The organism is Gordonia aurantiaca (assembly GCF_039939235.1).
Lineage (GTDB): Bacteria > Actinomycetota > Actinomycetes > Mycobacteriales > Mycobacteriaceae > Gordonia.
On sequence record NZ_JBDUUF010000001.1, the window covers coordinates 140,188 to 164,078 of the forward strand.

Below are 23,891 nucleotides of genomic sequence, written 5' to 3' on the forward strand. Positions count from 1 at the left end.
TCAGACATGAGCACCTGCCTGGGCGTTCTGGGCGGCACCGGGCGCCTCGGGCCCGGGTTCCGGTCGGTGCATGCCGGCCCTGAGCCTCTCGAAGAGTTCGGAGAACGCGCCCGCCACGCCGACCGGGTTGAGGATGGCCATCAGCAGCAGGCTGCCCGCGGCGATGAGTTCGTAATACTCGCCGAGCGACAGCGTCTGGTTGAGGAACACGTAGCCGATGCCGAGCGGGCCGATGACGCCCGCGATCACCGCGCCCGCGAAGGACGTGATGCCGCCGACATAGGTCATGGCGAGGAGTGTCAGGCCGATCATCACCGTGAACGACCCCGCGGACAACTGGCCGCGGCTGTAGCCGATGAGGCAGCCGCCGATGCCGGCGAGGAATGCCGACAGCGCGAAGCCGAGCAGTTTGGTTGCGGCGACGTTGATCCCGACCGAGGCCGCGGCGCGCTCGTTGGATCGCACCGCGAGGAAGGCGCGTCCGGTGGAACCGCCCATGAAGCGCAGCACCACGAGGGTGGCGATCGCGACGACGACGAGCACCATCAGGGCGAAGCGGAGGGTGACCAGATCGGTGCCGTCCCGCACGCCGAGCGAGATGCCGAAGATCGACGGGTCCTCGATCAGGTTGCCCTCGAACTTCGTGATCGCGGGATTGTTGAACACGAAGTTCTGGATGGCCAACGCCGCGGCCAGGGTGACCACTGCGAGCTGGGCGCCGCGAATGCGGAGGGCGGGGACACCGACCAGGATGCCGAGTCCGGTCGCGATGAGCGCGGAGAACAGCATGTCGAACGGAAACGGCACGCTCCAGTTCGTCGTCAGCTTCGACAACGCGAACCCGGCCGCGCCGGCAAAGGCCATGGACGCCAACGAGATCTGACCCAGGTACCCGGTGAGGAGCACGAGGGACAGCGCGATCAGCGAGAGGATCACAGAGGTGACCACGCCGTAGCGCCACGTCCCCTCGGTGAGGACGATGGCGACGACCACCGCCGCGATGATCGCCGCGGCCGGCAGGATCCGGATTCGCGGGATCCGGACGGCCGGCATGCGCACCTCGCCCAGCGAGCCGCGCGATGGGATGCGCCCGCCGAGCAGGAACAGCGCGACCACCACGATCACGAACGGCAGCGCGTCGCCGAGACCGGCCTGCGCCCACTCCGGCCACCAGCTCTTGGTGGCCAGCCACTGGATGACCGACTGGAACACGCCGAGCACCAGTCCTGCGGCACAGGCGATCCCGAACGAGGTGAGCCGGCCGACCAGTGCGACCGCGAGCGCGGGGATCACGTAGAAGGTGTAACTGGTGACGGTCAGGCCTACGGTGAACGACGCCAGGACGACGATCAGTCCCGTCGCCGCGCCCGTGATGATCCACACGATCGCCGCCAGACGATCGGGGGAGTATCCGGTCAGCCGTGCGGCGAGCTCGTCCTCGGACCCGGCGCGCGTCGCGACACCGAGGGTGGTGAGCCGGAAGTAGGCCCACATCAGCGCCGCGATCGCGATGGCGACGCCGGCGAGGATGAGGTCCGAGACGTTGACGACGGCTCCGCCGACCTCGACGGTGTCCTCCGGCAGGATCGTCAGGGCGAAGAGATTCTCGGTGTCGAACCGCAGCTGGACGAGGGCCTGTAGGAACAGCATGAGACCGATCGATGCCACCACCTGTGCGAGGACGGGCGCGTGGCGCAACGGCCGGAAGACCAGGAAGTGGGCGAGCAGCGCCCAGATGATCGCGCTCACCACGCCGAGGACGATCGCGAGTTCCATCGAGGTGGGGTTGTCGTCACTGCCGAGGCTCAGCGAGCCGATGGGCAGGACGAGGGTGCCGTCCGTGCGCAGGGTCGCGACGAGGTAGACCGAATAGAGACCGATGGCGCCCTGTGCGAAGTTGATGATGCCGGTGGCGGCGTAGATGCCGACCAGGGAGGACGCGAGCACCGAGTAGATGGCGCCCAGGGACAACCCGAGGAAGGCGAAATTGAGGAATTGGGCCATGTGGCGGACTCATTCGTTCGGGCGGACGGGAGACGGCGTTCGTCGCGGCGGACCGGGTGCGGTGGGGTGGACCCTGCGCGGGACCCACCCCACCGCGAGCCTGTGATCGGGCAGAGGCGGATCAGTAGGCGCCCGGGATGCGCTGGAGCGCAGCCGGGTTCGGGGTGATGAAGCCGCCGGTGGCGGGCTCGGTCTTCTTGTCGCCGACCACGTTGAACAGCAGCATCTCGGTGGTGCAGTTCGGGGTCGTCGGCTTGCCGCAGTCGAGCTTCGGGCCGATGAAGGACTGATAGTCCCTGACCGCCTTCAGCGCACCGAGGATGCTCGGCCCGGTGTACTCGGTCAGGTTCGCGTCGGTGAGGATCCTGGTGAAGTCCGCCAGGATCGAGAAGGTGCCGTAGGCGTAGAAGCCCTTGGTGCCGTCCTGCTCGTCGATGAACTTCTGCGCGGTCTCCAGATTGCCCTTCACCTCGGCCGGGGTGGAGTCGAGGGCCGGGGTCTGCCAGAACGGCGAATACGTCTGGGCGCCGACCGCCTGCTCACCGAGGGTGTCGATGAACTCGGTGCAGGCGGCCAGGAATACGGTGCCCTCGTAGTTCACCGAGCGCAGCGACTGGGCCAGCTTGGTGCAGGTGTTGTCGTTGGGTGAGGTCATCAGGCCGGCCGCGGACGGATTGCCCTCTGCGAGCTGGCTGGCCAGCTGCGTGAAGTTCGGGCCGGCCGGCGGGTAGTAGACGCCCTTGACGTCGATGCCGAGCCCTGCGCCGAGAGGCTTCATGAGGCCGTCGAAGACCTGATGTGCCTGCGGTAGATCGGCGTTCGCGAGCGTCAGCGAGTCCTTACCGTCGGCCTTCAGCTGCTGCATGAAGCCGACGAGGAAGGCCGCCGGGGGCGGGCCGAAGTACACGCGGTTCTCCGCCGAGGCGCCGGTGATGGTGCTGTACGGGATCTCGCCGACCAGCGGGATCTTGGCCGCGCCCAGGATCGGTACGGCCGCGGCGGATTCGGAGTTGAAGGCATCGATCGCGGCGACGACGCCGGCCTCGACGAACTGGTTGGCGCACGACACCGTCGACTCCGGTGCGGTCTGGTCGATGCCGCAGTCGATGATCTCGATCGGCCGGCCGTTGATGCCGCCGATCTGATTGTTGATGTAGTCGAGCGCGGCCTGCTTGCCGGTCGTGACACCTGGCTGGATGCCCGGTCCCTTCGACGGGTTGAACAGACCGATCTTGATCGGCTCGCCGGTGGCCTTGGTGCCGCCGGCATCCGCGGCGGAGCCGTCCGATCCGCCGTCGTCGCTGCTGCACGAGACGACCGAGAAGACACACGCAGCGGCGACGGCGGCCGCCGCCAGCCGTCGGGCTCTTCGAGTGTTGGACCAACGCATGTTTCGACTGCCTTTCCCGATGTGGTCCGGGGCGCTGGTGCCGGTGCCCCGGAGCAGGGCACGACGACATGGCCCCGGCGGGGCCTGAAAGTGATTGAGTTCGTTAACCCAGTCGTCTGTCTGGGTGCGAGAGTCGGCACCGTCCGCCCTGGTCACGGCGGTGAGCCCACCTCGGATGTGATGTGGACCACCCGCAAACTAACGTCGTCCTTACGGCGGTGTCAAGCTGTTCCGGCAAATTGGACACGAGGACGGGCCCGCGTGGCAGGGTGTGCGGGTGCCCGGCCAGTGGGACAAACGATTCACTGGCGCAACGAGATTCGAGACGCGAAAGAACCTGTCGGTTCAGCGCACGACGACGCGGCCGTCGTCGCTCACGCCGACCTTCGCGTTGTACGCCCGTACGAGATCGAGGCGCTGCCACGATTTGCGCCCCGGACGCTGGTCGTCGAGCGGGTGCCCCGCGGGCAGCGCGGTCGCGACCAGTACCTGGCGGCGCTGCTCGTCGGTCAGCGACGGGAAGGCCGGTGCGATCAGGTCGACGGCCAGCTGTGGCACCACCATCTCATGGTCCGGGTTGCCGATGCGGGGGAGGCCGTAGGTCAGCCGTTCGGCGTAGACGCGCTCGGCCGTCGCGTCGTCGAGATACGGGGTGTCGTTGGCGATGCACACGGAAAGCTCTGCACCGCAGCGCCATTCGAGTTCACGCCGGATCTCGCTCGCGGACTGGCGCAGGAGGCGGCGGAACCCGGGGTCGTTCCACCGGTCGGCGGCCGCGGCCTGGCCGACCATCGCGCCGCCGATGACGTCGAGCGGATAGTGCACGCCGAGGACGACGCGGTGGTAGCCGCCCTCGGCGGCACGGGCCAGGAACTGCGGCGCGAGATCCGGGAACATCGACGCGAACAGCGTTCCGCGCCAGAAGAAGAGTGCGGCGTGGCCCGACGGGTACGAGGGGTTGCTGCCCAGCGCGTCGTACTCGCTCGCCCCGGCGCGCATGTACTTGCGGATCCTCGTCGGCGCGACGATGAACGGGCGCGGGTTGTCGAACATGTACTTCTCGACGAGGGTCGCGCTCGCGACCCCGCCGGCACGCGCGAGGTAGTCGCTGAAGAGTGCGGTGGTCTTGGGGAGCCTGCCCGCGGCGAGCGCGTCGCGGAAGTGGCGTCCCAGCTCGTCTCCGAAGGCGTCCGACATCGTCCAGAGCGGGTCGTCGTGCGCGTCGGCGAGGGCACGGCGCTGCAGTGCCGGGTCGTCGGCGGCGCCGTTGTTGACGGCGATGACCTTCGCGAGGTTGGCCCGCATGATCTCGGGGTGATCCCGGCGCACCTCGGTGAACGAGTCCACGACGCGCATGTAGCTGCCGCCCGGATACGACGAGACATCCGACGGATAGAGCCGCGCGAGGTCGGTGATCGGGAACGGGGCGGGCGTCGGCTCGGCCGGTGCGGCCTGCGCGGGTGCGACCAGGGTGAGGGTTGCGGTGACCGCTGCCGCGGCGGCGACGGCCGGTGCCACCAGCCGGGACAGGATGCGGGGCCGGGAGCAACGGGGGCGAGAGCAACGGGGGTGGGCCGGGCGGGGCTGGTCGTCGACGCGGTCCGAGATCACCCCTCGATCCTAGGTGGTGCGCTGCGCGACGATCGCGAGGTGCGCCGGCGCCCGCCGACCGGGGATGAGGTGGGCGGGCGCCGACGCGGTCAGCCGACCGGGGCGTGGACGGGGATGTCGGGATGCTCCGGTCGGCCGTCGGTGAGCCAGGCGTCGAGTTCGGCGATCGCAGCGGCCTGCGGTTCGTCGATCGCGCCGGCACGCAGTCGGGCCGAGTAGCTCTTCATCAGCCGCAGGGCGCCGTGCTCGCTCGCGGCGAGCCCGTCGCACAGGCGCTGCGCCTCGTCGTCGAGGACGGCCTCGGGCACGACGCGGCTGACCAGGCCGATCCGCAACGCCTCGTCCGCCGGCAGCAGGCGTCCGGTGTAGATGAGGTCGGCCGTCGCGCGGTGGCCGACCAGGCCGGGCAGGTACTCGGCGACGACGAGCGGTGCGAGACCGTGGCGGATCTCGTCGAAGCCGAGCGTGGCGGTGTCGGCGGCGATGCTCAGGTCCGACTGCACCGCGACGCCGCTGCCGAATCCGAGCGCACGGCCGCGGATGACGCTCACGCTGATGCCGGGGAAGCCGCGGAGCAGTTCGTTGGCCTCCAGGATCAGCCCGAGCGACCGTGCCCGCGTGACGCCCGGGACCCTCTCCTTCTGGTCCCGGCCGACGCAGAAGTCCTCGCCCTCGGCGCGGATGACGAGAAGCAGCGATTTCTGCTGATGGGCTGCTCGCAGGCCTGCGATGAACTGTTGCATCGCCGCGAAGGTCAGCGCGTTGGCGCGATCCGGAGCGGCGAAGGTGACGGTCGTCACGGGGCCCTCGTGCCCGACGCGGACCAGTGCGGAGGTGGTGGTCATCGGGCGGCCACCGTCTCCTGCGGCGCGGCGACCACCGGATCGGGGACGCGGAGACCGCGCTGCTCGAGGATGGGGATGACCGCCTCGGCGAAGAACTCGAGTTCCGGCCCGTAGTCGTAGAATCCGAGCTGCACGCCGTCGATTCCGGCCTCGTGGAGTCCCTCGAGCTGATCCGCCACATCGGTGGGGTTGCCGATGATCTGGATGTGCCCGCCCAGGACGCGGTCGGACGCCACGTGCTTGGGCCAGCCCTGTGCATCGCCGGCACGATGCCGCGCGTCGTAGTTGACGATCGACTCCTTGTCGGCGTGGGCGGTGATGGCGTCGCGGTAGGCGTAGGCCTCCTCGCGGGTCTCCTTGCAGACGACCATCGGGAAGATGATCGTCTTGTGCTGTCGCCCGGTCCGCTCGTACGCCTCGTCGATCTCCTTGGTGATCGTCGGGATCGACTGCATCGCATCCTGGTACGGGGCGCCCGAGCGGCTCGAGGTGAACACGATGTCGGAGTGGTCGGCCGCGTAGGCGAACCCGGCCGCAGAGGCGCTGGCCGACACCATGATCGGCCGTCCGTGCGTCGGGCGCGGAGACACGTACGCCTCCTCGAGGTCGTACCACCTGCCGTGGTAGGTCAGATTCTCCTCGCCGGCCCACAGGTCCTCCATGATGGCGGCGAATTCGTCCGCGCGGGCGTACCGTTCGTCATGCTCGGGGCGGTCCATACCGAACATCCGCGGCTCGCGGGCGTCGTATCCGGTCACGATGTTGAGGCCGAACCGTCCCTGCGCCACGTGATCGGCGGTCGCCGCGAACCGCGCCAGGTAGAGCGGATGCAGCGATCCGTACAGCACGTGGACGGTCGAGATCGTGACCAGCCGCGACATCAGCGGGGCGAGTGCGACGGAGGTGATGAACGGGTCCAGGAAGTTCTCCCGGTAGTGGGTCTCACCGCCGAAGCCGCCCTTGCGGATCCACTGCTGCAGGCTGAACGCGAAGTCCAGCCCGTGGGCCTCGGCCCGCAGGGCGAGTTCGCGGTTGTACTCGAAGTCCCAGCGCGTGTCGCGCGGGTACGTCGACTGGGAGAATGCTCCGGTCTGCGTGGGCAGGAACAACCCCAGCATGAGCGGCTGCCGGGCGATCCGGGACAACGGGCTCGACGGGTCCTCCAGCGGTGACGGCGGGCGATGCAGCGCCGCACGATCCGACGTGATCTCAGCGGAGGTCATCGGGTCCTTCCTTCCGTGAGTTCGGTGATGGCGACCGGTGCGGGCAGGGCGGTGCCGCGGGTCTCCGGCCCGAGGAACCAGGCGACGAGGACGCCGAGACCGTATCCCGCGCAACCGATCACGATGGCGGCATCGGGGATGGAACCGAAGGCGGTGATCAGCGAGGCGCTGACGAAGGCGCAGATGGCCGCAGGGAAGCGCGCCAGGTTGAAGACCAGGGTCATGCCGGTGGCGCGTACGTTCGTCGGAAACAGCTCGCTGGGGTACAGCGCCAGCCAGGTCATCTGGCCGAGGGTGAAGAAACCGTTCAGCGCGGCCCAGAAGACCAGGGAGCCCTTGCTGTCCGGGATCAGGAACATGCACGGGGTCAGGGCGACGGACGCGACGAAGAAGGCGAAGATCACCGGCTTGCGTCCGACGATGTCGGCGAGCCAGCCGTTGACGAGGTAACCGACCACGCCGGCGGCGTTGTAGCTGAACACGACCAGGGTGACGGCGCTGGGCACGTCGTCGGCGGTACCGACCAGGACGGTGCGGGCGTAGGCCGGGATCCAGGTGGAGACCGCCCACCACCCGATCATGGACGCGAGCGCACCGATGGTGAGCATGAGGACGCGGCGGCGGTAGACCGGGTGCGAGAAGACCTGGCTGATGGACGGCTTCAGCAGCTCGGCGGCCTTCGCGTCACGCAGACCCTCCGACACCGCCGCCGTCAGCGCACGACGCTGCGCGTCGACCTTCTCCCACAACGGCGAATCGCTGGCGAGACGGCGGATGTAGAGCACCAGGAGCGCGGGGACGACGCCGATCGCATACATCCAGCGCCAGTCACCCGGGTTGCCGTTGTTGACCACCTGCCAGACACCGGTGGCGACGAGGAAGCCGATGCCGAAGCCGCTCTGCAGGAACGCGAGCCGCAGGCCGCGCCGGTTGGGCGGTGCGGTCTCGGCGACCAGCGAACTGCCACCGCCCCATTCGGCGCCCATGCCGAGGCCGGTGAGGAAGCGCAGTACCAGCAGGAAGGCGTAGTTGGGTGACAGCGCGGTGAGCCCGGCACAGACCGCGTACCAGAGGATGGAGACGATCATGACGCGACGACGGCCGAACCGGTCGGCGAGCACGCCGGACGCGAGACCGCCGATCGCCCAGGACAGCAGGGTGATGGCGAGGATGGCGCCGACGTAGTACGGCGAGGCGTCCTTGCCGACGAGGTCGGTGACGACGAACGACGCCACGAGCACCGTCGCGAACGTCTCGTAGCCGTCGAACATCCAGCCCAGGTACGCACCGGCGAAGGCGTGGCGTCTGCCGTTGCGCTGTTCGGTGGTCTCGATGACCGGGGGAGTGAGTGTCTGGGTCATGCGGATTGGCCTTTCGCGGTGGCCCCGGTGGTGGCCGGAACCGGGAGAAGTGAGGGGAGGTCGAAGGATTCGAGTTGTCCGGCGAGGAGTTCGGTGTCGGCGTCCGGCATCGGTCCGAACGGCGCGGCGGGACCACCCAGGTCGTAGCCGAGGATCGCCATGGCGGCCTTCATCGTGGTGGTCAGTCCGTAGCGGGTCCAGCGGCTCGGGAACAGTCGGAAGTGGCGTTGCCACCGGGCGGCCCGGTCGTGGTCGCCGTCGCGCAGAGCGGCGACGACCTGCGCGCCGATGAGGGTTCCGGGCGGCGGCATCATCGCGCCCGAACCACCCAACTGAAGCGTGGTGAGCAACGGCTGCATCGTCGTGTAATAGCGGGCGTGACCGGCCGAGTCGATCTCGGCGCACAACCGGCCGATCTTGGTGAGGTCTCGCGAGCTCTCCTTGAAGCCGACCACGCCGTCGATACCGGCGAGCTCGACCATGGTGGCCGCGTCGGTGTCGGTGCCCTGAGAAGGGTTGTGGTAGGCGATGACCGGCAGCGGGGACGATGCCGCGATCTTCTCGAAGTAGGCGACCAGGTCGCTCACCCGCGCGGGATTGCCGCCGGGATGGCGGGGCATCAGGACCTGGATGAAGTCCGCGCCCGCGGTCGCGGCCGAGTCGGCGAGCCGCAGGACCTCGGCGACGTCGGGTGACGACGCACCGGCGAGCACCGGCACGCGGCCGCCGACGGTGTCGATCGCCGTGCGGAGGGTCTCGACGCGGTCGGAGTCACCGAGGACCTGGTATTCGGAGACCTCGGCGCCCAACAGTGACACCGCATCGCAGTGGTCGACCATGAAGTCGAGCTGCGGCTCGAGTCGCGCGAGATCCACACGGTTGTCGTCGGTGAACGGGGTCAACGCGGCGCCGATGACGCCGGCCGGGGGAGTCCCGTGCGCCATCAGTGTGCCCCTGCCGCGGCGGGCAGCTCGACGGGCTCGCTGATCGCGGCACGGTTGACGGCGTGGGCGGCCACGTCGTCGTCCTGGGCCGAGTTGCCGCCGCTGATGCCGATGCCACCGATCACGACGCCGTCCACGATGATCGGGATGCCGCCGGGGATCACGTTGAAGTGGCCGTCGTTGGTCTGGTTGATACCCCAGGCGGGAGCGCCCGGGGTGGAGACCTTGGCGTAGAACGAGGTGTGGTTGCGCGCGCCGGCCGCGGTGAAGGCCTTGTCGATGGCGATGGAGACGCTCGTGATCTTGGCGGTGTCCATGCGCTCGAAGGCGACGAGGTGGCCGCTCTCGTCGACCACCGCGATACACATCGGCACACCGATCTCCAGCGACCGTTCGGTCGCGGCGGAGATCAGGGCTCTCGCCTCGGCGAGGTCGATCCGGGAAATCTGCAGCATGGGTTCTCCTTTTGGGGGTGTAGCGAGAAGTCGTCGGAAGCTGTGATGTCGGTGCTGTTGAGTCGGTGCTGTGTTCGGCAGGGGACGTCAGGCGGTGCGTTGCAGGGCGGCGGCGAGTCCCAGGTCCTCGCGGAAGGTGCCGCCGCGGTACTCGGTGCGGAAGACCCCGCGGTCCTGCAGGCGGGGGACCACCTCGTCGACGAAGTCCTCGAGGCCCTCGGGAAGGACGTCGATCATGAGGTTGAACCCGTCGACGGCCCCGGCCCGGTACCAGTCCTCGATGAGCTCGGCGACGTCGTCGGGTGTGCCGATGACCTGAACGTGTCCGCCGCCGTTGCGGTAAAGGATCTCCCGCACGGTGAGGTCCTCCTCGACGGCGAGGCGGATCACCGCGTCGCGGAAACCGTGCGACGCGTTGAACGAGGGATCGGCACGGATGAGGTCCACGGGCAGCGGCCGGTCGAGCTCGAGTGCGTCCACCGGAACCCCCACGCGCAACGCGAGCTTGCGGAGCTCGGCGTCGGCGCTGAGGTCGTCGAGCATGAGTTTGCGTTCGCGGGCCTCGTCGCGCGTGGCGCCGAGAACGGGGACGAGTCCGGGCAGGACCTTGACGGAGTCCGGGTCGCGGCCGAAACCAGCGGCGCGATTGCGTATGTCGGCACGGAACTCTATCGCCGCCGACCGGGTGTTCTGCACGGTGAAGACGGCGTCCGCGGTGCGGGCGGCGAGCCGGCGGCCCGCCTCGGAGGCGCCGGCCTGGAACACCACCGGACGTCCCTGGCGCGTACGCGGCAGGGTGAGTGGTCCGCGGACCGAGAAGTGTTCTCCCACATGGTCGATGGGTCGCACCTTGTCGCGGTCGACAAAGACGCCGGTCGCCTTGTCTCCGACGAGCGCATCGTCGTCCCAGCTGTTCCAGAGGGCGGTGATGACGTCCATCGCCTCTTCCGCCCGGGCATATCGATTGTCGTGCCGGGGGAGATCGTCGGCGCCGAAATTCGCGGCGACGTCGGGCACGAAGGTCGTCACGACGTTGAAACCTGCGCGTCCGCCGCTGAGATGGTCGAGTGCGGAGAACCGGCGGGCGAGATTGAACGGCTCGTTGAACGTCGTCGAGCTCGTCGCGACGAGTCCGAGCCGGTCGGTCACCGACGCCAGCGCGGAGAGGACGACGATCGGGTCGAGGGCCCCGAGGTTGGGGCGTTCGAGGTTCTCCTCCGACAGGGCGAGCGTGTCTGCGAGGAACAACCCGTGCAGGACGCCTCGCTCCGCCGTCTTCGCGATCCGCTCGTAGAACTCGAGGTCGAGGTAGTCGAAGGCGTCGCCCACGCGGTAGCGCCACGCGCCGAGGTGCATCCCGACGCCCATCGCGGTGGTGATGAGGATCAGGGAGTCGCGCGATGTGCGATCCTCACGCGGTGTGGTCACGGGTCCGTCTCCTCTGACTGTCCTCGATCGGGTGGGGGTTCAGCGGAAAACCGCTGGTGGAGCTTGTTGTCAACATGTGTCTACACATGTCGACAGACGTATTCATACGGCGGTAGCATCGGGCCCGACAAGACTTCTGCGCAGCGTGAACATTTGTCGGGGCGCGGTTTCGTGATACGGATGTCGATCGGGTAGAAGCAGTGATCGGCGTGGTCGTACGCACCGCACCGGCGGTGCCGCGTTCGCCGGCGTGAGACCACGCCACGACGTCGCCAGAGGAGGGCATGTGCCGCGAGAAGGCCTCGAGCCGGCAGAGATCGAACCGGCGAACGACTCGACCGGCGGTCGTGGCGCGCTGTATCAGGTGATCCGGCAGGAGATCCTGTCCGGGAACCCGCCGCCCGGCGGCGCGCTCCAGGAGGTCGCGCTGAGCAACCGGCACGGGGTGTCCCGGGCCCCGGTGCGGGATGCGCTGCTCCGACTCGAGGCGGAGGGGCTCGTCGAACGCGGACCGCGGGGCGCGGTCGTCCGGGTGCGGACCCCGGAGGAGATCTTCAACATCTATCAGGTGCGCATCGCGCTCGAGGCCGAGGCGGTGGAGTCGGCGATCCGCCACGCCACCGAACTCGACTTCGCCCGATTGACGCTCGTGCACGAGAACGCCGTGGCCGAAAGCGATCCGCAACGTGCACGCGAACTTCACCGGCGGTGGCACCGGGTGCTCGCCGCCGCGTCGCGCAACGACACCATCTGTGAGGTCCTCGACCGCTTGACCTCTCAGCTCGCGACGTACGAAACCCGTTCGCTGGCAGAGGCGGACAACCTCTCACACAGCCACGACGAGCATCTGCACATCATCGAGGCGATGCGTGAGCGGGCCGTGGACCGGGCACGGGAGCTCATCACCGGCCACCTGCAGCGGACCAGGGACGTGCGCGTGCGCGCGTTGCTCCGCGAGGAGGACACCGCCGAGGGCGGCCTCGCGTCTGCCGAATAACCCTCAGCAGGAGGGGCTTCCGGGGAAGGCCGGGACGCCCAGCCGGCACCCGACCGCGGTGACCGCCCGGACCCGGGCCTCCGGGTTACGGCGCTCGAGCGCGGGCAGCAGGCCGTTGGCGACGACGGCGGCCTTCGCGGCGGGGGTGGTGGCTTCCGGGTTCAGCACGCCGCGGACGCGGGCGAACTCGACCAGCTCGTCGTAGACCATCGACAACGCGGCCTCGGTGGTCCGGTCGTGCGGATCGAGGCTGTGGAAGTCGACGCCGGTCTCGTACTCATGGCGAACGGCGTGCGGGCCCTGGTCGCAATCGGGTTGCAGCAGATCGATGTCGAAGCTGCGGCGCCCCTGGGCGGGTGGGGCGATCGTGCCCTCGTCGGTGCACTCGTGGTGCGAGATCCGGTCCCCGAGCGCGTGGACGTAGATGCCGATCCGCGCGTTGGCCGACTGCGGACCGACGTGGGCGTCGAAGCGCTCGGAGGTCACCCCGTCGGTGATGACCTGGCGGCCGGTGACGTTCTGGAAGGGGATGGGGATCGGGTCGACGAGGCTGTACTCGCCGTTGATCGGGACTGGGTTCGGTCCGCCGTAACACGTTGTGCCGGTGGCATAGTCGCCGCGGGCGGTGCGGTCGGTGAAGCCGCCGGTGCACAGCGGCGCGTTGCTTCCGGGGCCTTCCATGGCCCAGCGTCGGATGTGGGTGAGCATCACCTCGTGCCGCGGATCGTCGACGTCGGGGCGCAGGCCGTTCGGCAGTGGCGAGCGGGGTCCGCGCATCGTAGGCAGGAAGTGGAAGAGGAAACCGCCGGTCTCGAAGTGGGTGCGGACGAGACCGCTGATGTCCTTGGTGGTCAACGCCGCCGCGTTCGGGACCGGGTTGCCGCGCATGTCGCGGGGTCGGAAGGTGCCGAGATCGGTGGCCTCGCTGTACGCCGCGATCCAGTAGGCGTCCTGCAGTGAGAACCCGATCTTGCGCGCCATGATGTAGGTCGAATCGGTGTGCACGAGGCTGCGCCCGCCGAGCGGCTGGCGCAGCGTGTAGCCGTAGCGGAAGAACGCCCGCGCGCCGCAGATCGGGTCGTGGGCGTCGCTCGGCGGACAGGCGAACGGCAGTGGTGCGCAACTGTGCGGCGGTGCGCCGGGGGTATAGCAGACGTCCTCGGCGAACGCCCGCGCCTTCGGCGGCGATGCCACGAGCAGGCCGGTGGCGGTCAGGGCCGTGGTCAGGACGAGGGTCAGCAGAGCGATGGAGAGGGTTCGGGCGGTTGGCCGGACACCGATCGGGCGGATGCGCATTCTGGGACCTCCTGCACGCGGATCAGCCGATGGTAGGCGTCGGGAGGGTGTCGCGATGGCGGAATCGCCGACCCGCGTCTCAGGTTTGTCTCAGGAAAGTCCGGCGGTCGTTCAGTCGAGCGGGAGACCGCGCTCGAGCAGGTCGATGGCGCGCAGGGTCGTCTCGATCGAGGGTTCGGCGTCGACGCTCTGCGCCTCGGCGGCGAGATGGAAGGTCACCCCGGCGACCGCGTCGAGAAAGACCTTGAGCGCGAAGTCGTCCGCGTCTCGTCCGAGATAGTCGGCGATGAGCGCGGTGATGCCCGCCATCATCCGCTCGGACTCCGCCTGAAAGGTTTTCTGCAGCAACGGCTCGGACCGAATCAACTGCATTCGCAGCGGGTTTCCGGTCCAGGGATCGTCGGCGGAGAGGCGGTGGAGTTCGACGAACAACTGCCGGATGAGGTCGAAGTGACTCAGCCCCGGCGGCATCGAGGCCATGATCTCCCGGGCCTCGTCCTCGAATTGCTCACCGCCGATGACCACCTGTTCCTTGGTGGGGAAGTAGCGAAAGAACGTGGTGTGGGAGACGCCGGCGGCCTCGGCGATCTGTTCCACGGTCGTCTTCGTGTACCCCTGTTCGGCGAACAGTCGTACGGCCGCCTCGCGGATCGCCTTGCGGGTGCGTTGCTTGTGCTGCTCACGCAGGCCGATGCGACGCCCCGGGCGTGTGCCCGGGGCGTCGGAACCGATACGTGCCGTCGCCACTGCTCAGCTCGCCGGGACCGGCGTCTTCTCATCGGCGCCGGGGTCGCCGGCATCGGGCTCGGGGAGACCGCGGTGGCGGACCGACTCGCCCTCGATGTCGAAGTTGATCACCAGCTTGTCGAGCCAGCGCGGGAGGCCCCAGGCGCGGTCGCCGAGCAGCGCGATGACGGCCGGCACGACGAGCATGCGGATCACGAAGGCGTCGAACAGTACTGCCGTGGCGAGCGCGAAGCCCATCATCTTGGCGGTCGTCTCCGGAGACAGCATGAACGCGGCGAAGACGCTGATCATGATGATCGCCGCGGAACTGACCACGCGGGCGCCGTGGCGGTATCCGGCCACGATGGCGTCCTTGGCGGTCATGCCGTGGATGTACTCCTCGCGCATGCGGGTCACCAGGAATACCTGGTAGTCCATGGCCAGGCCGAAGACCACGCCGATCAGGAAGATCGGCAGGAAGGAGATGATCGGCTGCGTGTTGCTGATCAGGTTCAGCCAGCCCTCCTGGAAGATCGCGACGGTGATGCCGAAGGTCGCGAGCACCGAGAAGATGAAGCCGAGCGTGCCGATCAGCGGCACCCACAGCGATCGAAAGACGCCGATCATGATCAGGAAGGCGAGGCCGACCACCACGATCAGGTAGGGGATCAGCGCGTCGTCGAGCTTCTGCGAGAGGTCCGACATGATCGCGGTCTGGCCGCCGACATGCAGCTCGGCGCCCTGCCTCTCGACGGTGGGCGTGTAGGCCCGGATGTTCTCCATCAGTCGGTGGGTCGCCTCCGACGACGGGGCCGACTCGGGTGTCACGGTGATCAGCGCGGTGTCGCCCTGCCGACCGCCGGCGTTGCCCATCCAGGTCAGCGCCTGGGGGTTGGCCACGTCCTTGAGGGACGCGATGTGCTTGACCGCCTCGTTCGCGATGGGTGCGATCTCGGCGTCGTCGTCGTGCAGGACGACCAGCAGCGGGCCGTTGATGCCCTCGCCGAAGCCCTTGGCCAGCAACGCCTGCGCGGCGGCCTCGTCCTCGGTGGACAGCGACAGGCCCAGTTCCATCTTGGTCGTGGGGATGGCCGCGACGGCGAGCATGACCAGACCGACCAGGATGAACGGCAGCGGACGCCTGACGACCGTGCGGCCCAGTCGGGTGCCGAGCGTGTCCCCGCCGTCCGACTGCTCGGCGTGCCTGATCCACGGGATGCGCGGGCGGAACGCGAAGCGGCCGAACGCGCCGAGCAGGGCGGGGATCAGCGTGAGCGCGGCGAGGACCGCGATGAGGACGGCGACGGCGGCGCCCGCGCCCATCTGGGTGATGATCGGGATGCCGATGACCACCAGCGCGACGACCGCGATGATCACGGTCAGGCCGGCGAAGACGACTGCGGAACCCGCGGTGCCCACGGCCCGGCCGGCGGCATCGGCCGCCTCACCGCCCCGGGCCAGCTCCGCGCGGTAGCGGGAGACGATGAACAGCGCATAGTCGATCGAGACGGCGATGCCGAGCATCGTGACGATGGCGGTGGCCGACTGGTTGATCGACAGCACCTCTGCCGACAGCGTGAGCAGCATGATGGTGATGGCCACGCCCACGATGGCGGTGACCAGCGGGATGAACGCGGCGATCAGTGCACCGAAGGCGACGATCATGACCACGAACGCGATGGCGAAACCGATCATCTCGGCGGCGCCGCCCTCGTCCATCACCTGCATCAGCGAGCCGGTGGCCTCGATCTGCAGGCCGTTTCTGCGGTTCTCGTCGATGATCTTGACGAGCTGATCCTTGTTCTCGGTGGTCAGGTCCATGACGTTGATGTCCTGACGAACCTGGATCAGGCCGACCCGCCCCTCGTCGCCGAGCACCGACTTCGCGAGCGCGGGGTCGACGGCCGCCGCGACCAGCGGATTGACCACGGTCTCCGGTTCGATGACGTCGGGCAGGGTGCGCAGGTCCTCGGCGAGCTTGTCGATCTGCTCGGTGTGGTCGGCCAGGCCGTCGTCGGCGGCCACGAGGACGCTCGTGGAGGCGCGCTTCTGCTGCTCCATCACCTGTGGGAAGTATTTCTCGACCTGTTCGGTCGCGGTACCCGAGTCGGTGCCGGGCAGGCTGAAGTCCTGGGCGAACTTCGGCTGCAGGGCTCCGACCAGCGAGATGACCGCGATCATGGCGGCCAGCCAGGCCGCGATCACGACCCATTTGTGACGGAAGGAGAACCTTCCGAGGTTGAACAGAAGTGACGCCATGGCGTGGTGAACCCTTTCGGTGTCTCGGACCCGCGCCGGTGGAGCCTGCCGGCACGTGGGGCAACGACTGCACTTGGCGCCCTGCGCCAATGTGTTAGTCACTAACAGTAGGCACCGGGTTCCACTTTTCCCAGCCTCGGCATCGGCACCGTGTCCGGGATCACTTCAGGGGTTTGGGTGCGGCGGCTCCCACCAGGGCGACGATGTGCAGGCCCCCCGGGTCGGTCTGGACCGGGAGCTCCTTCCAGTTGTTGGTCACCCAGACGTTGCCGGAGGTGTCCACGATGAGGCCGGTGGTGCGGGCCAGGCCGTCGAAATGGTAACCGGTCACGTCGGGCGAGATCGCATCCCCGGTGCGCTTGCCGGGAGGGCAGGTGGCGGCGTTCGCGCCGCAGAACTTGGAGACGCGCTTGCCCGCGAAGTTGCCGACCCAGACGTTGCCGTCGCCGTCTGTGGTGATGCCCCACGGGATGGTGATGCCGCCGCCGCGCAACGGCCCGACGAGTCGCTTGCCGGTCGGATCGAGGGCGGCCACCGAGCCGTACGATCCGGTGCCCGTCGGCCGGTCCGGGCACGGCATCGTGATGACGCCCGAGTTGGCGATCCACACGTTGCCGCGGTCGTCGGTGGCAAGGCCGAGCGGGTTGTCGACGTGCGGCCGGTGATCGGTGCGCGTAGCGGGCGACCGGTGAGGTCGAGCATCGCGATGGAACTGGATTCGACTCCGCTGACGAAGAGTGCGCGACCGTTGTCGACGAGGTGGAACGGCTGCTTCACCCCGACCTTGATGTTGCGCGCCCGGCCCGGATCGCCGTCGGGGTAGACGGTCAGTGAGTCCGATGCGCAGTTGGCCGCCCAGATCGAACCGGTGCGGTCGGTGGTCATCCCTTGCGGCCAGTCCAACGCACCCTGGGTGAATCCCTGTGCGGGCGACCGGGGTTCACCCTGCGGCCCGAACCTCGACAGCGAGTTGTGCGGTGGCTGCCGGTTCGCGGGACAACCGGGCTCGGGGGCGGCGAAGCCGAAGTTGGCGACCCAGATCTTGCCGTCGTGGTCGCGGGTGATGCCGTAGCCGGCGCCGGACAATCCGCCGCCGGTGAGTGGCCGTCCGCCACGGAGTCTGCCGTCGGGTGCGAACCGGAACAGGTACTTGCTGCCACAGACCGGGACTCGGGGATCGGCGCCGTACTCGTAGTTCGAGTTGACCCAGATGTCGCCGTCGGCGCCGATCACGAAATTGCCCGGCCCGTCGAGAAGCCCGCCGCCGCCGTCGAATCGGAGGGCGAGGGTCCAGGCGATCGGTGGCAGCGGGAGGCCGCCCGGGCGGACGGGACGGCGCAGGGCGACGCCGAAGAGGCCCGCCGGATCGTGTTCGGGGGACTTGGCCGTGTTCGCCATCGACTCGATCAGGTTCGACGGACGTCCGCTCAGCGGGGTGGTGGTGGCCGCACGGAGCGCGGCGCACCCGTCGGATCCGGTGGTGCAGGCGGCGAGTGCGTCGGTGAGGGAGATGAACGCGGCGAGCGTGGAGGTCTGCGAACCGTTCGGCGGTGAGGTGAGTGTGGCGCCGAGACGGCCGCTGATGGGATCGGCCAGGTTTCCCGCCATCATCGACGCGTCGCGGACGCCCGGGGCCCGGCCCCGGATGGCCGTGCCGTCGAGGAACTGTGCCATCGCGTAACCGGTTGCGACGGTGGTCTTCTCGTTGACTGTGAGGTGTCGGGGAACGATCGGGGTCACCGCGGCGAGGGTGACGAACGAGTTCTGTTGCCCGGCCGGGGATGCCGTCACGTAGAACGCCTCGTCGGGGCCCGGTTGTGCGGTGGGGTGCAGGCGGAAGCGACCGGACCGATCGGTGCGGACCCCTCCGGCCCTGCGAGCCCCGGTTGCGTCGGTGCCGGTGATCCAGGCCTGCACATCCCAGGCGCGGGGCGCCCCCGCGGTGGTGACGGCGCCGACGATGCCGTCCTGCGGCGCGGCGTCGGACTCGGGGGTGACGGCGACGCACAGTGCGATGACCGCGCTTGCGATTCCCAACAGGGTGACCGGAATCCGACGAAGTCGCAAGAGAACTCCTTGAGGCGTGCCCGGCGCGACGGCGTATGGATGCACGTCGGCAAGTTTGGAGGGAGCGTAGCCGCTCGGCGGAGCTCGTGCGCGTGATCGAGGCATCAGGTTGTGCCGCACAATCATTCGTGTTGGTAACGAATCTCGGCACACTGTGCCACGTGGGGCTGCTGTGGCGTTTTGTCGTTTTTGTTACCGACCTCGGCCGAGAAGTCTGTGCGAGATCGAGCGGGCGTCGCGGGATCGTGCTTCCCTATGTCGTGGGGCGGCCAGTGCACGGTCGTTGGGTGTCGCCGGTGCGGTGTGCGCGCCGGCTCGACGTCGCCGAACGTGTCCTCGCCGGGGGTCGACATGTGAACTCCAGGGAGGTGTCGCCATGTTCGCTGCGATCGCGCGGACCGTGTTGGGCAAGCCGTGGTACGTGCTGGCCGCGTGGATTGTCGCGATGGGTGTGATCATCGTGGCGACACCGGATCTCGACGACCACTCCACCGGCAATCAGGCGGCGTTCCTGCCCGACGACTTCGAGTCGGTGACCGCGCAGTCGATCGGCAGCGATGCCTTCCCGCAGAGCAGCGGGGCGTCAGGGAGCCTGGTGGTCTCCCGGGTCGACGGCGGGCCGCTGACGACGGCGGATCAGCAGCAGGCGCAGCAACTCGCCGAACGGCTCGGCGACGGCTCGGTCGCCGGAGTCGCGTCGGCGACCATGGGACCGCAGTCGTTGTCGAAGGACGGCAGACTCGCGGTGATCGCCGTCGCGTTCACCGGGCAGCCCGGAGACGAGGACGTCGACACGGCGGTGGGGCAGGTGCGCAACACGGCCGATTACCAGCTGCGCGGCGGCGACCTGACGTCCGGCCTCACCGGCAATGCGGCGATTCTCGTCGACACGGCCTCGGCCTACGACTCCGCGGAGAACATCATCACGATCGCGACGGTCCTGGTGATCATCGTGCTGCTCGGGATCGCCTTCCGCAGCCTGCTCATCGCGGTGCTGCCCCTGTTGCTGATCGGCATCGTCTACACCGCGGCGCGCGGTCTGACCGCCGCGGCCGCCGCACTGTTCGACTTCCAGGTGAGTTCGTCGCTCGACGCGATCCTCGTCGTCGTGTTGTTCGGCGTGGGCACCGATTACATCGTGTTCCTGCTGTTCCGCTATCGCGAGGAGATGCGCGCGGGTCGAAAGGGCCACGAGGCGATCGAGCGATCGGTGTCGATCGTCGGGGAGGTCGTGGCGTCGTCGGCGCTGACCGTGGTCGGGGCGTTCGCGGTGCTGTCTGTCGCGAAACTCGGCTCCCTGTGGACGATGGCGCCCGGGCTGGTGATCTCGGTCCTGCTCATGCTGGTCACGGCGCTGACCGCGGTCCCGGCGCTCTTCGCGATCCTCGGCCGACAGCTGTTCTGGCCGTGGGGTCTTCGAGAGCCGGGACCGGACCGGGTGTCCGAAGGCGTGGCGCACACGGTGTCGACGAGACCGCTGGTGATCGTGGTCGTGATCATCGCGATCCTGGCGGTGTTCACCGCATTCGCGCCGGGTTACAAGCCGACCTACGACACGCTCGGCGAACTGCCGTCGGACACGCCGTCGCAGCAGGCGTACGATCTGATGGCCGAATCGTTCCCGCAGGGTGCACTCAGTCCGACGCAGGTGTACTTCGTGGCCGGCGCACCGATGAACCAGCAGCAGATGCAGACCGCGCACGACGAGCTCGCCGCCGTGCCCGACGTCGCGTCGGTGTCCGCGCCCACCGTCACACCCGACGGGACCAGGGCGCTCTTCACCGTGATCCTCGACGAGAACCCCTATGGCTCAGCGGCTCTGGATCTCATCGACGGACCCCTGCGCGACGCGGTGCATTCGGCGCTGCCCGGCGTCGACGGGTACGTGGGAGGGCAGACGGCGTCGTTGGCGGAGGTGCGGGATCAGCTGCGCTCCGACACGCGGCACGTGTTCCCGGCCGCGCTCGCCGTCGTGCTGGTGATTCTCGGGGTGCTGTTGCTCGCGATCCTCGCGCCGTTGTCGCTGCTCGCGTGCGTGGCGTTGACCTTCAGCGCCACGATGGGGCTGGTGGTGCTGATCTTCCAGGACGCGCTGTCGTTGCCGGGTGTCGACGCGTCGACGCCGATCGTGCTGTACCTGTTCGTCGTCGCGATCGGCACCGACTACAACATCCTGATCGCATCCCGGTTGCGGGAGGAGTTCAAACACGGACGATCCCCGCGCGACGCCGCGTTCCGGGCCGTGCGGCACGACGTCGCGACGGTGGCGGTGGCCGGCACGATCCTGGCGCTCACCTTCGCTTCGCTGATGCTGACCGGCCTGGACAACCTGGTCGAGCTCGGCGCCGGCGTCGCGGTGGGTGTATTGCTGGCGTCGCTCGCCGTGGCCCCGTTGGTGGTGCCGTCGCTGTCGATCTTCTCCGGCCGCTGGTTCTGGTGGCCGACGCGGGCAGGGACGCCGGCCGACGCCGCGGACGACGATCTCGTGGACCGGTCCGGGGGACAGTCGGATTCGGCGTCGACGCGCGAGTGATCCCTGGTGTTCGGTGCGCACTGCGGGATCCGGGGTCCTTGCACGCGGTGATGGGTTGTGCGACGGTCGAGGGACGAGCCACGACCAGCGACCGAAAGATGCTCATGCACTTCATCGTCCGCACGTCCGTGACAGTCCTCGCAACGCTGGCGCTCGCCCTCGGCGGCATTGCGGCCGCCGGGGCCGAGCCGGGTTCCAGACCGGCGGCCTTGCCGTCGCTGGGCTTCGACATCCCGGCGCTCAACGGACTGGAGATCCCGCCCGACGTCGCGGGCGGGACGTTCTCGCCGGTGCGGGTCGTCGCGAGGCCGGCGATCCGGACGCTGCAGTATCCGCCGCCGCCCGGGGCGGTCGAGTTCGTCGTCCCGGCGCCTGCCGCATACAAGTATCAGTACGAGTCCCGGTTCCTGGAGGTCGCGTGGCGCAACGTCGTCACGGGCAAGTCGGGTGTGGTGCGCCTCCGGCACTGGCGGAAGACGACCAACTCCGACGGGTACCCGTCGACGCTGCCGACGTCGGCGGTGGCCGAGACCGGTTCGGGTGCGGTCGCGGCGACGGTGCGGATCATGCGGGACAACCTCGACCGGCCGCCCATGGCGATCGACGCGATCCCGGGACTGAACGTGCTCACCGTCCCGTGACCGCCGGGACGCCGAGATGACCGCGGTCAGTCGTCGGAGTTCTCGGCCTCTTCGCGCTCGCGCCGCTTGTCCTCACGCAGTGACTTGATGCGACGCTGCTCGCGGCGCACCTCGACCTGCTTGGCCTGTTCGGCGGACAGCCACTCCGGCATCTCGGCCAGCAGCTCGTTGATCTGCGTGGTCGTCAACGCCTCGGTGATCCCGTTGCGGACCAGCGCGGAGTTGGAGACACCAAGCTTGGCGGCGACCAGGTTCTTGGGATGCGGGCCCTCGGCGCGCAGTGTGCGCAGCCACTCCGGTGGATCGGCCTGGAGGGCGGCGAGCTCCTCGCGGGTGATGGTGCCCTCCCGGAACTCGGCAGGGGTCGCCGGCAGGTACACGTCCAGCTTCTTGGCGGCGGTGGCCGGCTTCATCGACTGCGAGCTCATTCCCCCAGGGTATCGGGCGGTAGCCTTTGGGCGTGATCACACCCGACGCCCCGACGTTCCGCCTGGCGTACGTCCCCGGCGTGACCCCGGGCAAATGGGTCCGTATCTGGGAGGAGCGGTTACCCGACGTACCGCTCGAGTTGGTCGCACTCGACGTCGCCGAATGCGCCGACGCGGTCGGGCAGGGCCGGGTGCAGATGGCGATCACGCGCCTCCCCGACGCGCTGGGTCACGGCGATGCCGGGCCGCATCACACTATCGAGCTGTACGAGGAGACCACCGTCGTCGTGGTTCCGAGGGACCACGTGCTGACCGCGGGCGATGAGCTGACCCTCGACGACCTCGCCGACGAGCAGTTCCTGTGGCCGCTCGACGAGCCGCTCGCGGTCACCGAACGCCCCGGGACCCCGATCGAACACCGTCCCGAAACCGTCGGCGACGCAATCGAACTCGTCGCCGCTGGGATCGGTCTCCTGGTGGTGCCGATGTCGCTCGCGCGGCTGCATCACCGCAAGGACCTCGTGTACCGGCCGGTGACCGACGCGCCGACGGGCCGGGTCGGGTTGCTGTGGCCGCAGCCGACGAGTGAACTCGCCGACGAGTTCATCGGGATAGTGCGGGGCCGAAAGGCGACCTCGTCACGGGGGCGGGCCGAACCGGCGCCCAAGCGTTCGGCGAAGGAGAAGGCCGCCGCGAAGCGGGCCGCGCGCGAGGCGGCCGGGAAGATCCCGGGCAAGGGCGCGCGCAGGAGGACGGGGGGCCGTCCCAAGCGCCGGTGATCGACGTTTGGTCGATGGACGTGCTACGCCGCCACGGGGCTCGCTGCCTGGTCCGGGTGGTTCGGGTGGTCCGGCGGATGGGGCTGCCCTGCGGCCGAGGCCACACCGGTTGTCTAGCGGCTGTGGCCGTCCGAGCGACCCGGGCGGTCGCGGAGGGCACGCGACAGCGATCGCGTCATCTCGCTCGCGACCACCGCGTGGCCGGCTTTCGTCAGGTGGATGCGGTCTGCGCTGAGCCAATTGTCCCGTAGGCGGGCGGGGTGGGCCCAGAACTCGGTGAGGATCGCGCCGTGGTGGGCGGCGACCCGTCGGACGATGTCGGCATAGGCTGCGAACGTGGGACGGAACCGCACCAGACGGTCGGTGAAGGCGTCGGCGAGGGTGAACATCGACAGTTGGGCCCCACTCGCGGCGAGGACGGCGCACAGCGTGTCGAGATCGTGCTCGACGTCGTCGAGGTCTGCGCCGGAGAGCAGGTCGTTCGCGCCCGCGGAGAGGTGGATCAGATCGGGTTCGAAGTCCAGGACCGTCGAAAGTTGTTCGCGCCGAACCTGATCGATCGTCGCGCCGAATGCGCCGGTGTTGAGGTAGGCGAGGTCGGGTCGTACCTCGCTCATCGTCGCGGCGAGCCGGTCGGCCCAGGGGACATCCTCGTATCCGGGCCAGGGGTCGCCGGTGCCGGCGGCGACCGAGTCGCCCATGACGACGAACCGTCGCCACGGTAGGCCGGTCAGGTGGGCGCGAGCCTCGTCGGAGGTCAGCAGCATCGGGTCGTCGGCCTCGGTCAGGGGTGCGGTGGCGCGGGTCTGTTCGATGGTCATCGTCGGCTCCTCGATAGAAGTACGTACGGTCGTGCGTATTGTTCAACGTACGACCGTTCGTTCGACTTCGCAAGGCCTTGGTG

General features: G+C 68.9%; 20 protein-coding genes. 4 read left to right on the forward strand and 16 right to left on the reverse strand.

The features are described 5' to 3' along the window. From ABFT43_RS00635 to ABFT43_RS00675, 9 genes are all read right to left on the reverse strand, one after another. The gene (locus tag ABFT43_RS00635) at positions 1–2,004 is read right to left on the reverse strand and encodes an ABC transporter permease (RefSeq protein ID WP_347958477.1); all 2,004 of its coding nucleotides are present in this window, start codon (positions 2,002–2,004) and stop codon (positions 1–3) included. Between the two features lie 121 nt (positions 2,005–2,125). Beyond that, the gene (locus ABFT43_RS00640) at positions 2,126–3,394 is read right to left on the reverse strand and encodes an ABC transporter substrate-binding protein (protein ID WP_347958478.1); all 1,269 of its coding nucleotides are present in this window, start codon (positions 3,392–3,394) and stop codon (positions 2,126–2,128) included. A 345-nt stretch (positions 3,395–3,739) separates the two neighbouring features. Further along, entirely contained in the window at positions 3,740–4,915 is a 1,176-nt protein-coding gene (locus ABFT43_RS00645; protein WP_347959234.1) for a phosphatase PAP2 family protein, read from the reverse strand. 179 nt (positions 4,916–5,094) lie between these two features. Next, on the reverse strand, positions 5,095–5,850 hold the full coding sequence (locus ABFT43_RS00650; protein ID WP_347958479.1) for an enoyl-CoA hydratase/isomerase family protein: 756 nt from the start codon (positions 5,848–5,850) through the stop codon (positions 5,095–5,097). Further along, positions 5,847–7,073 carry an LLM class flavin-dependent oxidoreductase gene (locus ABFT43_RS00655; RefSeq protein ID WP_347958480.1) on the reverse strand — a complete coding sequence of 409 codons (1,227 nt, stop codon included), beginning with the start codon at positions 7,071–7,073 and terminating at the stop codon, positions 5,847–5,849. The genes ABFT43_RS00650 and ABFT43_RS00655 overlap by 4 nt, the downstream gene beginning before the upstream one ends. Beyond that, positions 7,070–8,434: an MFS transporter gene (locus ABFT43_RS00660; protein ID WP_347958481.1), complete on the reverse strand. Its 1,365-nt coding sequence runs from the start codon at positions 8,432–8,434 to the stop codon at positions 7,070–7,072. The genes ABFT43_RS00655 and ABFT43_RS00660 overlap by 4 nt, the downstream gene beginning before the upstream one ends. Continuing rightward, complete coding sequence (locus ABFT43_RS00665; protein WP_347958482.1) at positions 8,431–9,378, reverse strand: dihydrodipicolinate synthase family protein; 948 nt, start codon at positions 9,376–9,378, stop codon at positions 8,431–8,433. The genes ABFT43_RS00660 and ABFT43_RS00665 overlap by 4 nt, the downstream gene beginning before the upstream one ends. Continuing rightward, positions 9,378–9,833 carry a GlcG/HbpS family heme-binding protein gene (locus ABFT43_RS00670; RefSeq protein WP_347958483.1) on the reverse strand — a complete coding sequence of 152 codons (456 nt, stop codon included), beginning with the start codon at positions 9,831–9,833 and terminating at the stop codon, positions 9,378–9,380. Before ABFT43_RS00670 ends, ABFT43_RS00665 begins: the two co-directional genes overlap by 1 nt. An 87-nt stretch (positions 9,834–9,920) precedes the next feature. Then, the gene (locus tag ABFT43_RS00675; RefSeq protein WP_347958484.1) at positions 9,921–11,261 is read right to left on the reverse strand and encodes an LLM class flavin-dependent oxidoreductase; all 1,341 of its coding nucleotides are present in this window, start codon (positions 11,259–11,261) and stop codon (positions 9,921–9,923) included. Positions 11,262–11,547: 286 nt separating this feature from the next. On the opposite strand from ABFT43_RS00675, the gene ABFT43_RS00680 reads away from it, so the two are divergent. Beyond that, positions 11,548–12,258 carry a GntR family transcriptional regulator gene (locus ABFT43_RS00680; protein ID WP_347958485.1) on the forward strand — a complete coding sequence of 237 codons (711 nt, stop codon included), beginning with the start codon at positions 11,548–11,550 and terminating at the stop codon, positions 12,256–12,258. A 3-nt stretch (positions 12,259–12,261) separates the two neighbouring features. On the opposite strand, the gene ABFT43_RS00685 is transcribed toward ABFT43_RS00680, so the two are convergent. The 5 genes from ABFT43_RS00685 to ABFT43_RS00705 form a co-directional block, all read right to left on the reverse strand. Beyond that, entirely contained in the window at positions 12,262–13,554 is a 1,293-nt protein-coding gene (locus ABFT43_RS00685) for a hypothetical protein (RefSeq protein ID WP_347958486.1), read from the reverse strand. 111 nt (positions 13,555–13,665) lie between these two features. After that, positions 13,666–14,301, reverse strand: a complete 636-nt coding sequence (locus ABFT43_RS00690; protein WP_347958487.1) for a TetR family transcriptional regulator — start codon at positions 14,299–14,301, stop codon at positions 13,666–13,668. 3 nt (positions 14,302–14,304) lie between these two features. Next, the gene (locus ABFT43_RS00695; RefSeq protein ID WP_347958488.1) at positions 14,305–16,539 is read right to left on the reverse strand and encodes an MMPL family transporter; all 2,235 of its coding nucleotides are present in this window, start codon (positions 16,537–16,539) and stop codon (positions 14,305–14,307) included. 160 nt (positions 16,540–16,699) lie between these two features. Beyond that, on the reverse strand, positions 16,700–16,870 hold the full coding sequence (locus ABFT43_RS00700; RefSeq protein WP_347958489.1) for a hypothetical protein: 171 nt from the start codon (positions 16,868–16,870) through the stop codon (positions 16,700–16,702). Continuing rightward, positions 16,867–18,576, reverse strand: a complete 1,710-nt coding sequence (locus ABFT43_RS00705; RefSeq protein ID WP_347958490.1) for an NHL repeat-containing protein — start codon at positions 18,574–18,576, stop codon at positions 16,867–16,869. Before ABFT43_RS00705 ends, ABFT43_RS00700 begins: the two co-directional genes overlap by 4 nt. Before the next feature lie 406 nt (positions 18,577–18,982). On the opposite strand from ABFT43_RS00705, the gene ABFT43_RS00710 reads away from it, so the two are divergent. Next, a complete protein-coding gene (locus ABFT43_RS00710; RefSeq protein ID WP_347958491.1) occupies positions 18,983–21,139 on the forward strand; it encodes an MMPL family transporter in 2,157 nt (718 codons plus the stop codon). A 128-nt stretch (positions 21,140–21,267) separates the two neighbouring features. Further along, complete coding sequence (locus ABFT43_RS00715) at positions 21,268–21,780, forward strand: hypothetical protein (RefSeq protein ID WP_347958492.1); 513 nt, start codon at positions 21,268–21,270, stop codon at positions 21,778–21,780. A gap of 26 nt (positions 21,781–21,806) precedes the next feature. On the opposite strand, the gene ABFT43_RS00720 is transcribed toward ABFT43_RS00715, so the two are convergent. Beyond that, positions 21,807–22,193: a DUF5997 family protein gene (locus ABFT43_RS00720; protein WP_347959235.1), complete on the reverse strand. Its 387-nt coding sequence runs from the start codon at positions 22,191–22,193 to the stop codon at positions 21,807–21,809. Positions 22,194–22,234: 41 nt separating this feature from the next. Between ABFT43_RS00720 and ABFT43_RS00725 the strand changes: the two genes are divergently transcribed. Beyond that, entirely contained in the window at positions 22,235–22,987 is a 753-nt protein-coding gene (locus ABFT43_RS00725; protein WP_347958493.1) for a LysR family substrate-binding domain-containing protein, read from the forward strand. 113 nt (positions 22,988–23,100) lie between these two features. On the opposite strand, the gene ABFT43_RS00730 is transcribed toward ABFT43_RS00725, so the two are convergent. Next, complete coding sequence (locus ABFT43_RS00730) at positions 23,101–23,808, reverse strand: SGNH/GDSL hydrolase family protein (protein WP_347958494.1); 708 nt, start codon at positions 23,806–23,808, stop codon at positions 23,101–23,103. Positions 23,809–23,891: the final 83 nt, after the last annotated feature.

Excerpts from the sequence above, each read along its gene's own strand:
- ABFT43_RS00635 (WP_347958477.1), bottom strand. The coding sequence starts at position 2,004 with ATGGCCCAATTCCTCAATTTCGCCTTCCTCGGGTTGTCCCTGGGCGCC.
- ABFT43_RS00640 (WP_347958478.1), bottom strand. The coding sequence starts at position 3,394 with ATGCGTTGGTCCAACACTCGAAGAGCCCGACGGCTGGCGGCGGCCGCC.
- ABFT43_RS00650 (WP_347958479.1), bottom strand. The coding sequence starts at position 5,850 with ATGACCACCACCTCCGCACTGGTCCGCGTCGGGCACGAGGGCCCCGTG.
- ABFT43_RS00655 (WP_347958480.1), bottom strand. The coding sequence starts at position 7,073 with ATGACCTCCGCTGAGATCACGTCGGATCGTGCGGCGCTGCATCGCCCG.
- ABFT43_RS00660 (WP_347958481.1), bottom strand. The coding sequence starts at position 8,434 with ATGACCCAGACACTCACTCCCCCGGTCATCGAGACCACCGAACAGCGC.
- ABFT43_RS00665 (WP_347958482.1), bottom strand. The coding sequence starts at position 9,378 with ATGGCGCACGGGACTCCCCCGGCCGGCGTCATCGGCGCCGCGTTGACC.
- ABFT43_RS00670 (WP_347958483.1), bottom strand. The coding sequence starts at position 9,833 with ATGCTGCAGATTTCCCGGATCGACCTCGCCGAGGCGAGAGCCCTGATC.
- ABFT43_RS00685 (WP_347958486.1), bottom strand. The coding sequence starts at position 13,554 with ATGCGCATCCGCCCGATCGGTGTCCGGCCAACCGCCCGAACCCTCTCC.
- ABFT43_RS00695 (WP_347958488.1), bottom strand. The coding sequence starts at position 16,539 with ATGGCGTCACTTCTGTTCAACCTCGGAAGGTTCTCCTTCCGTCACAAA.
- ABFT43_RS00710 (WP_347958491.1), top strand. The coding sequence starts at position 18,983 with ATGTTCGCTGCGATCGCGCGGACCGTGTTGGGCAAGCCGTGGTACGTG.
- ABFT43_RS00720 (WP_347959235.1), bottom strand. The coding sequence starts at position 22,193 with ATGAAGCCGGCCACCGCCGCCAAGAAGCTGGACGTGTACCTGCCGGCG.
- ABFT43_RS00730 (WP_347958494.1), bottom strand. The coding sequence starts at position 23,808 with ATGACCATCGAACAGACCCGCGCCACCGCACCCCTGACCGAGGCCGAC.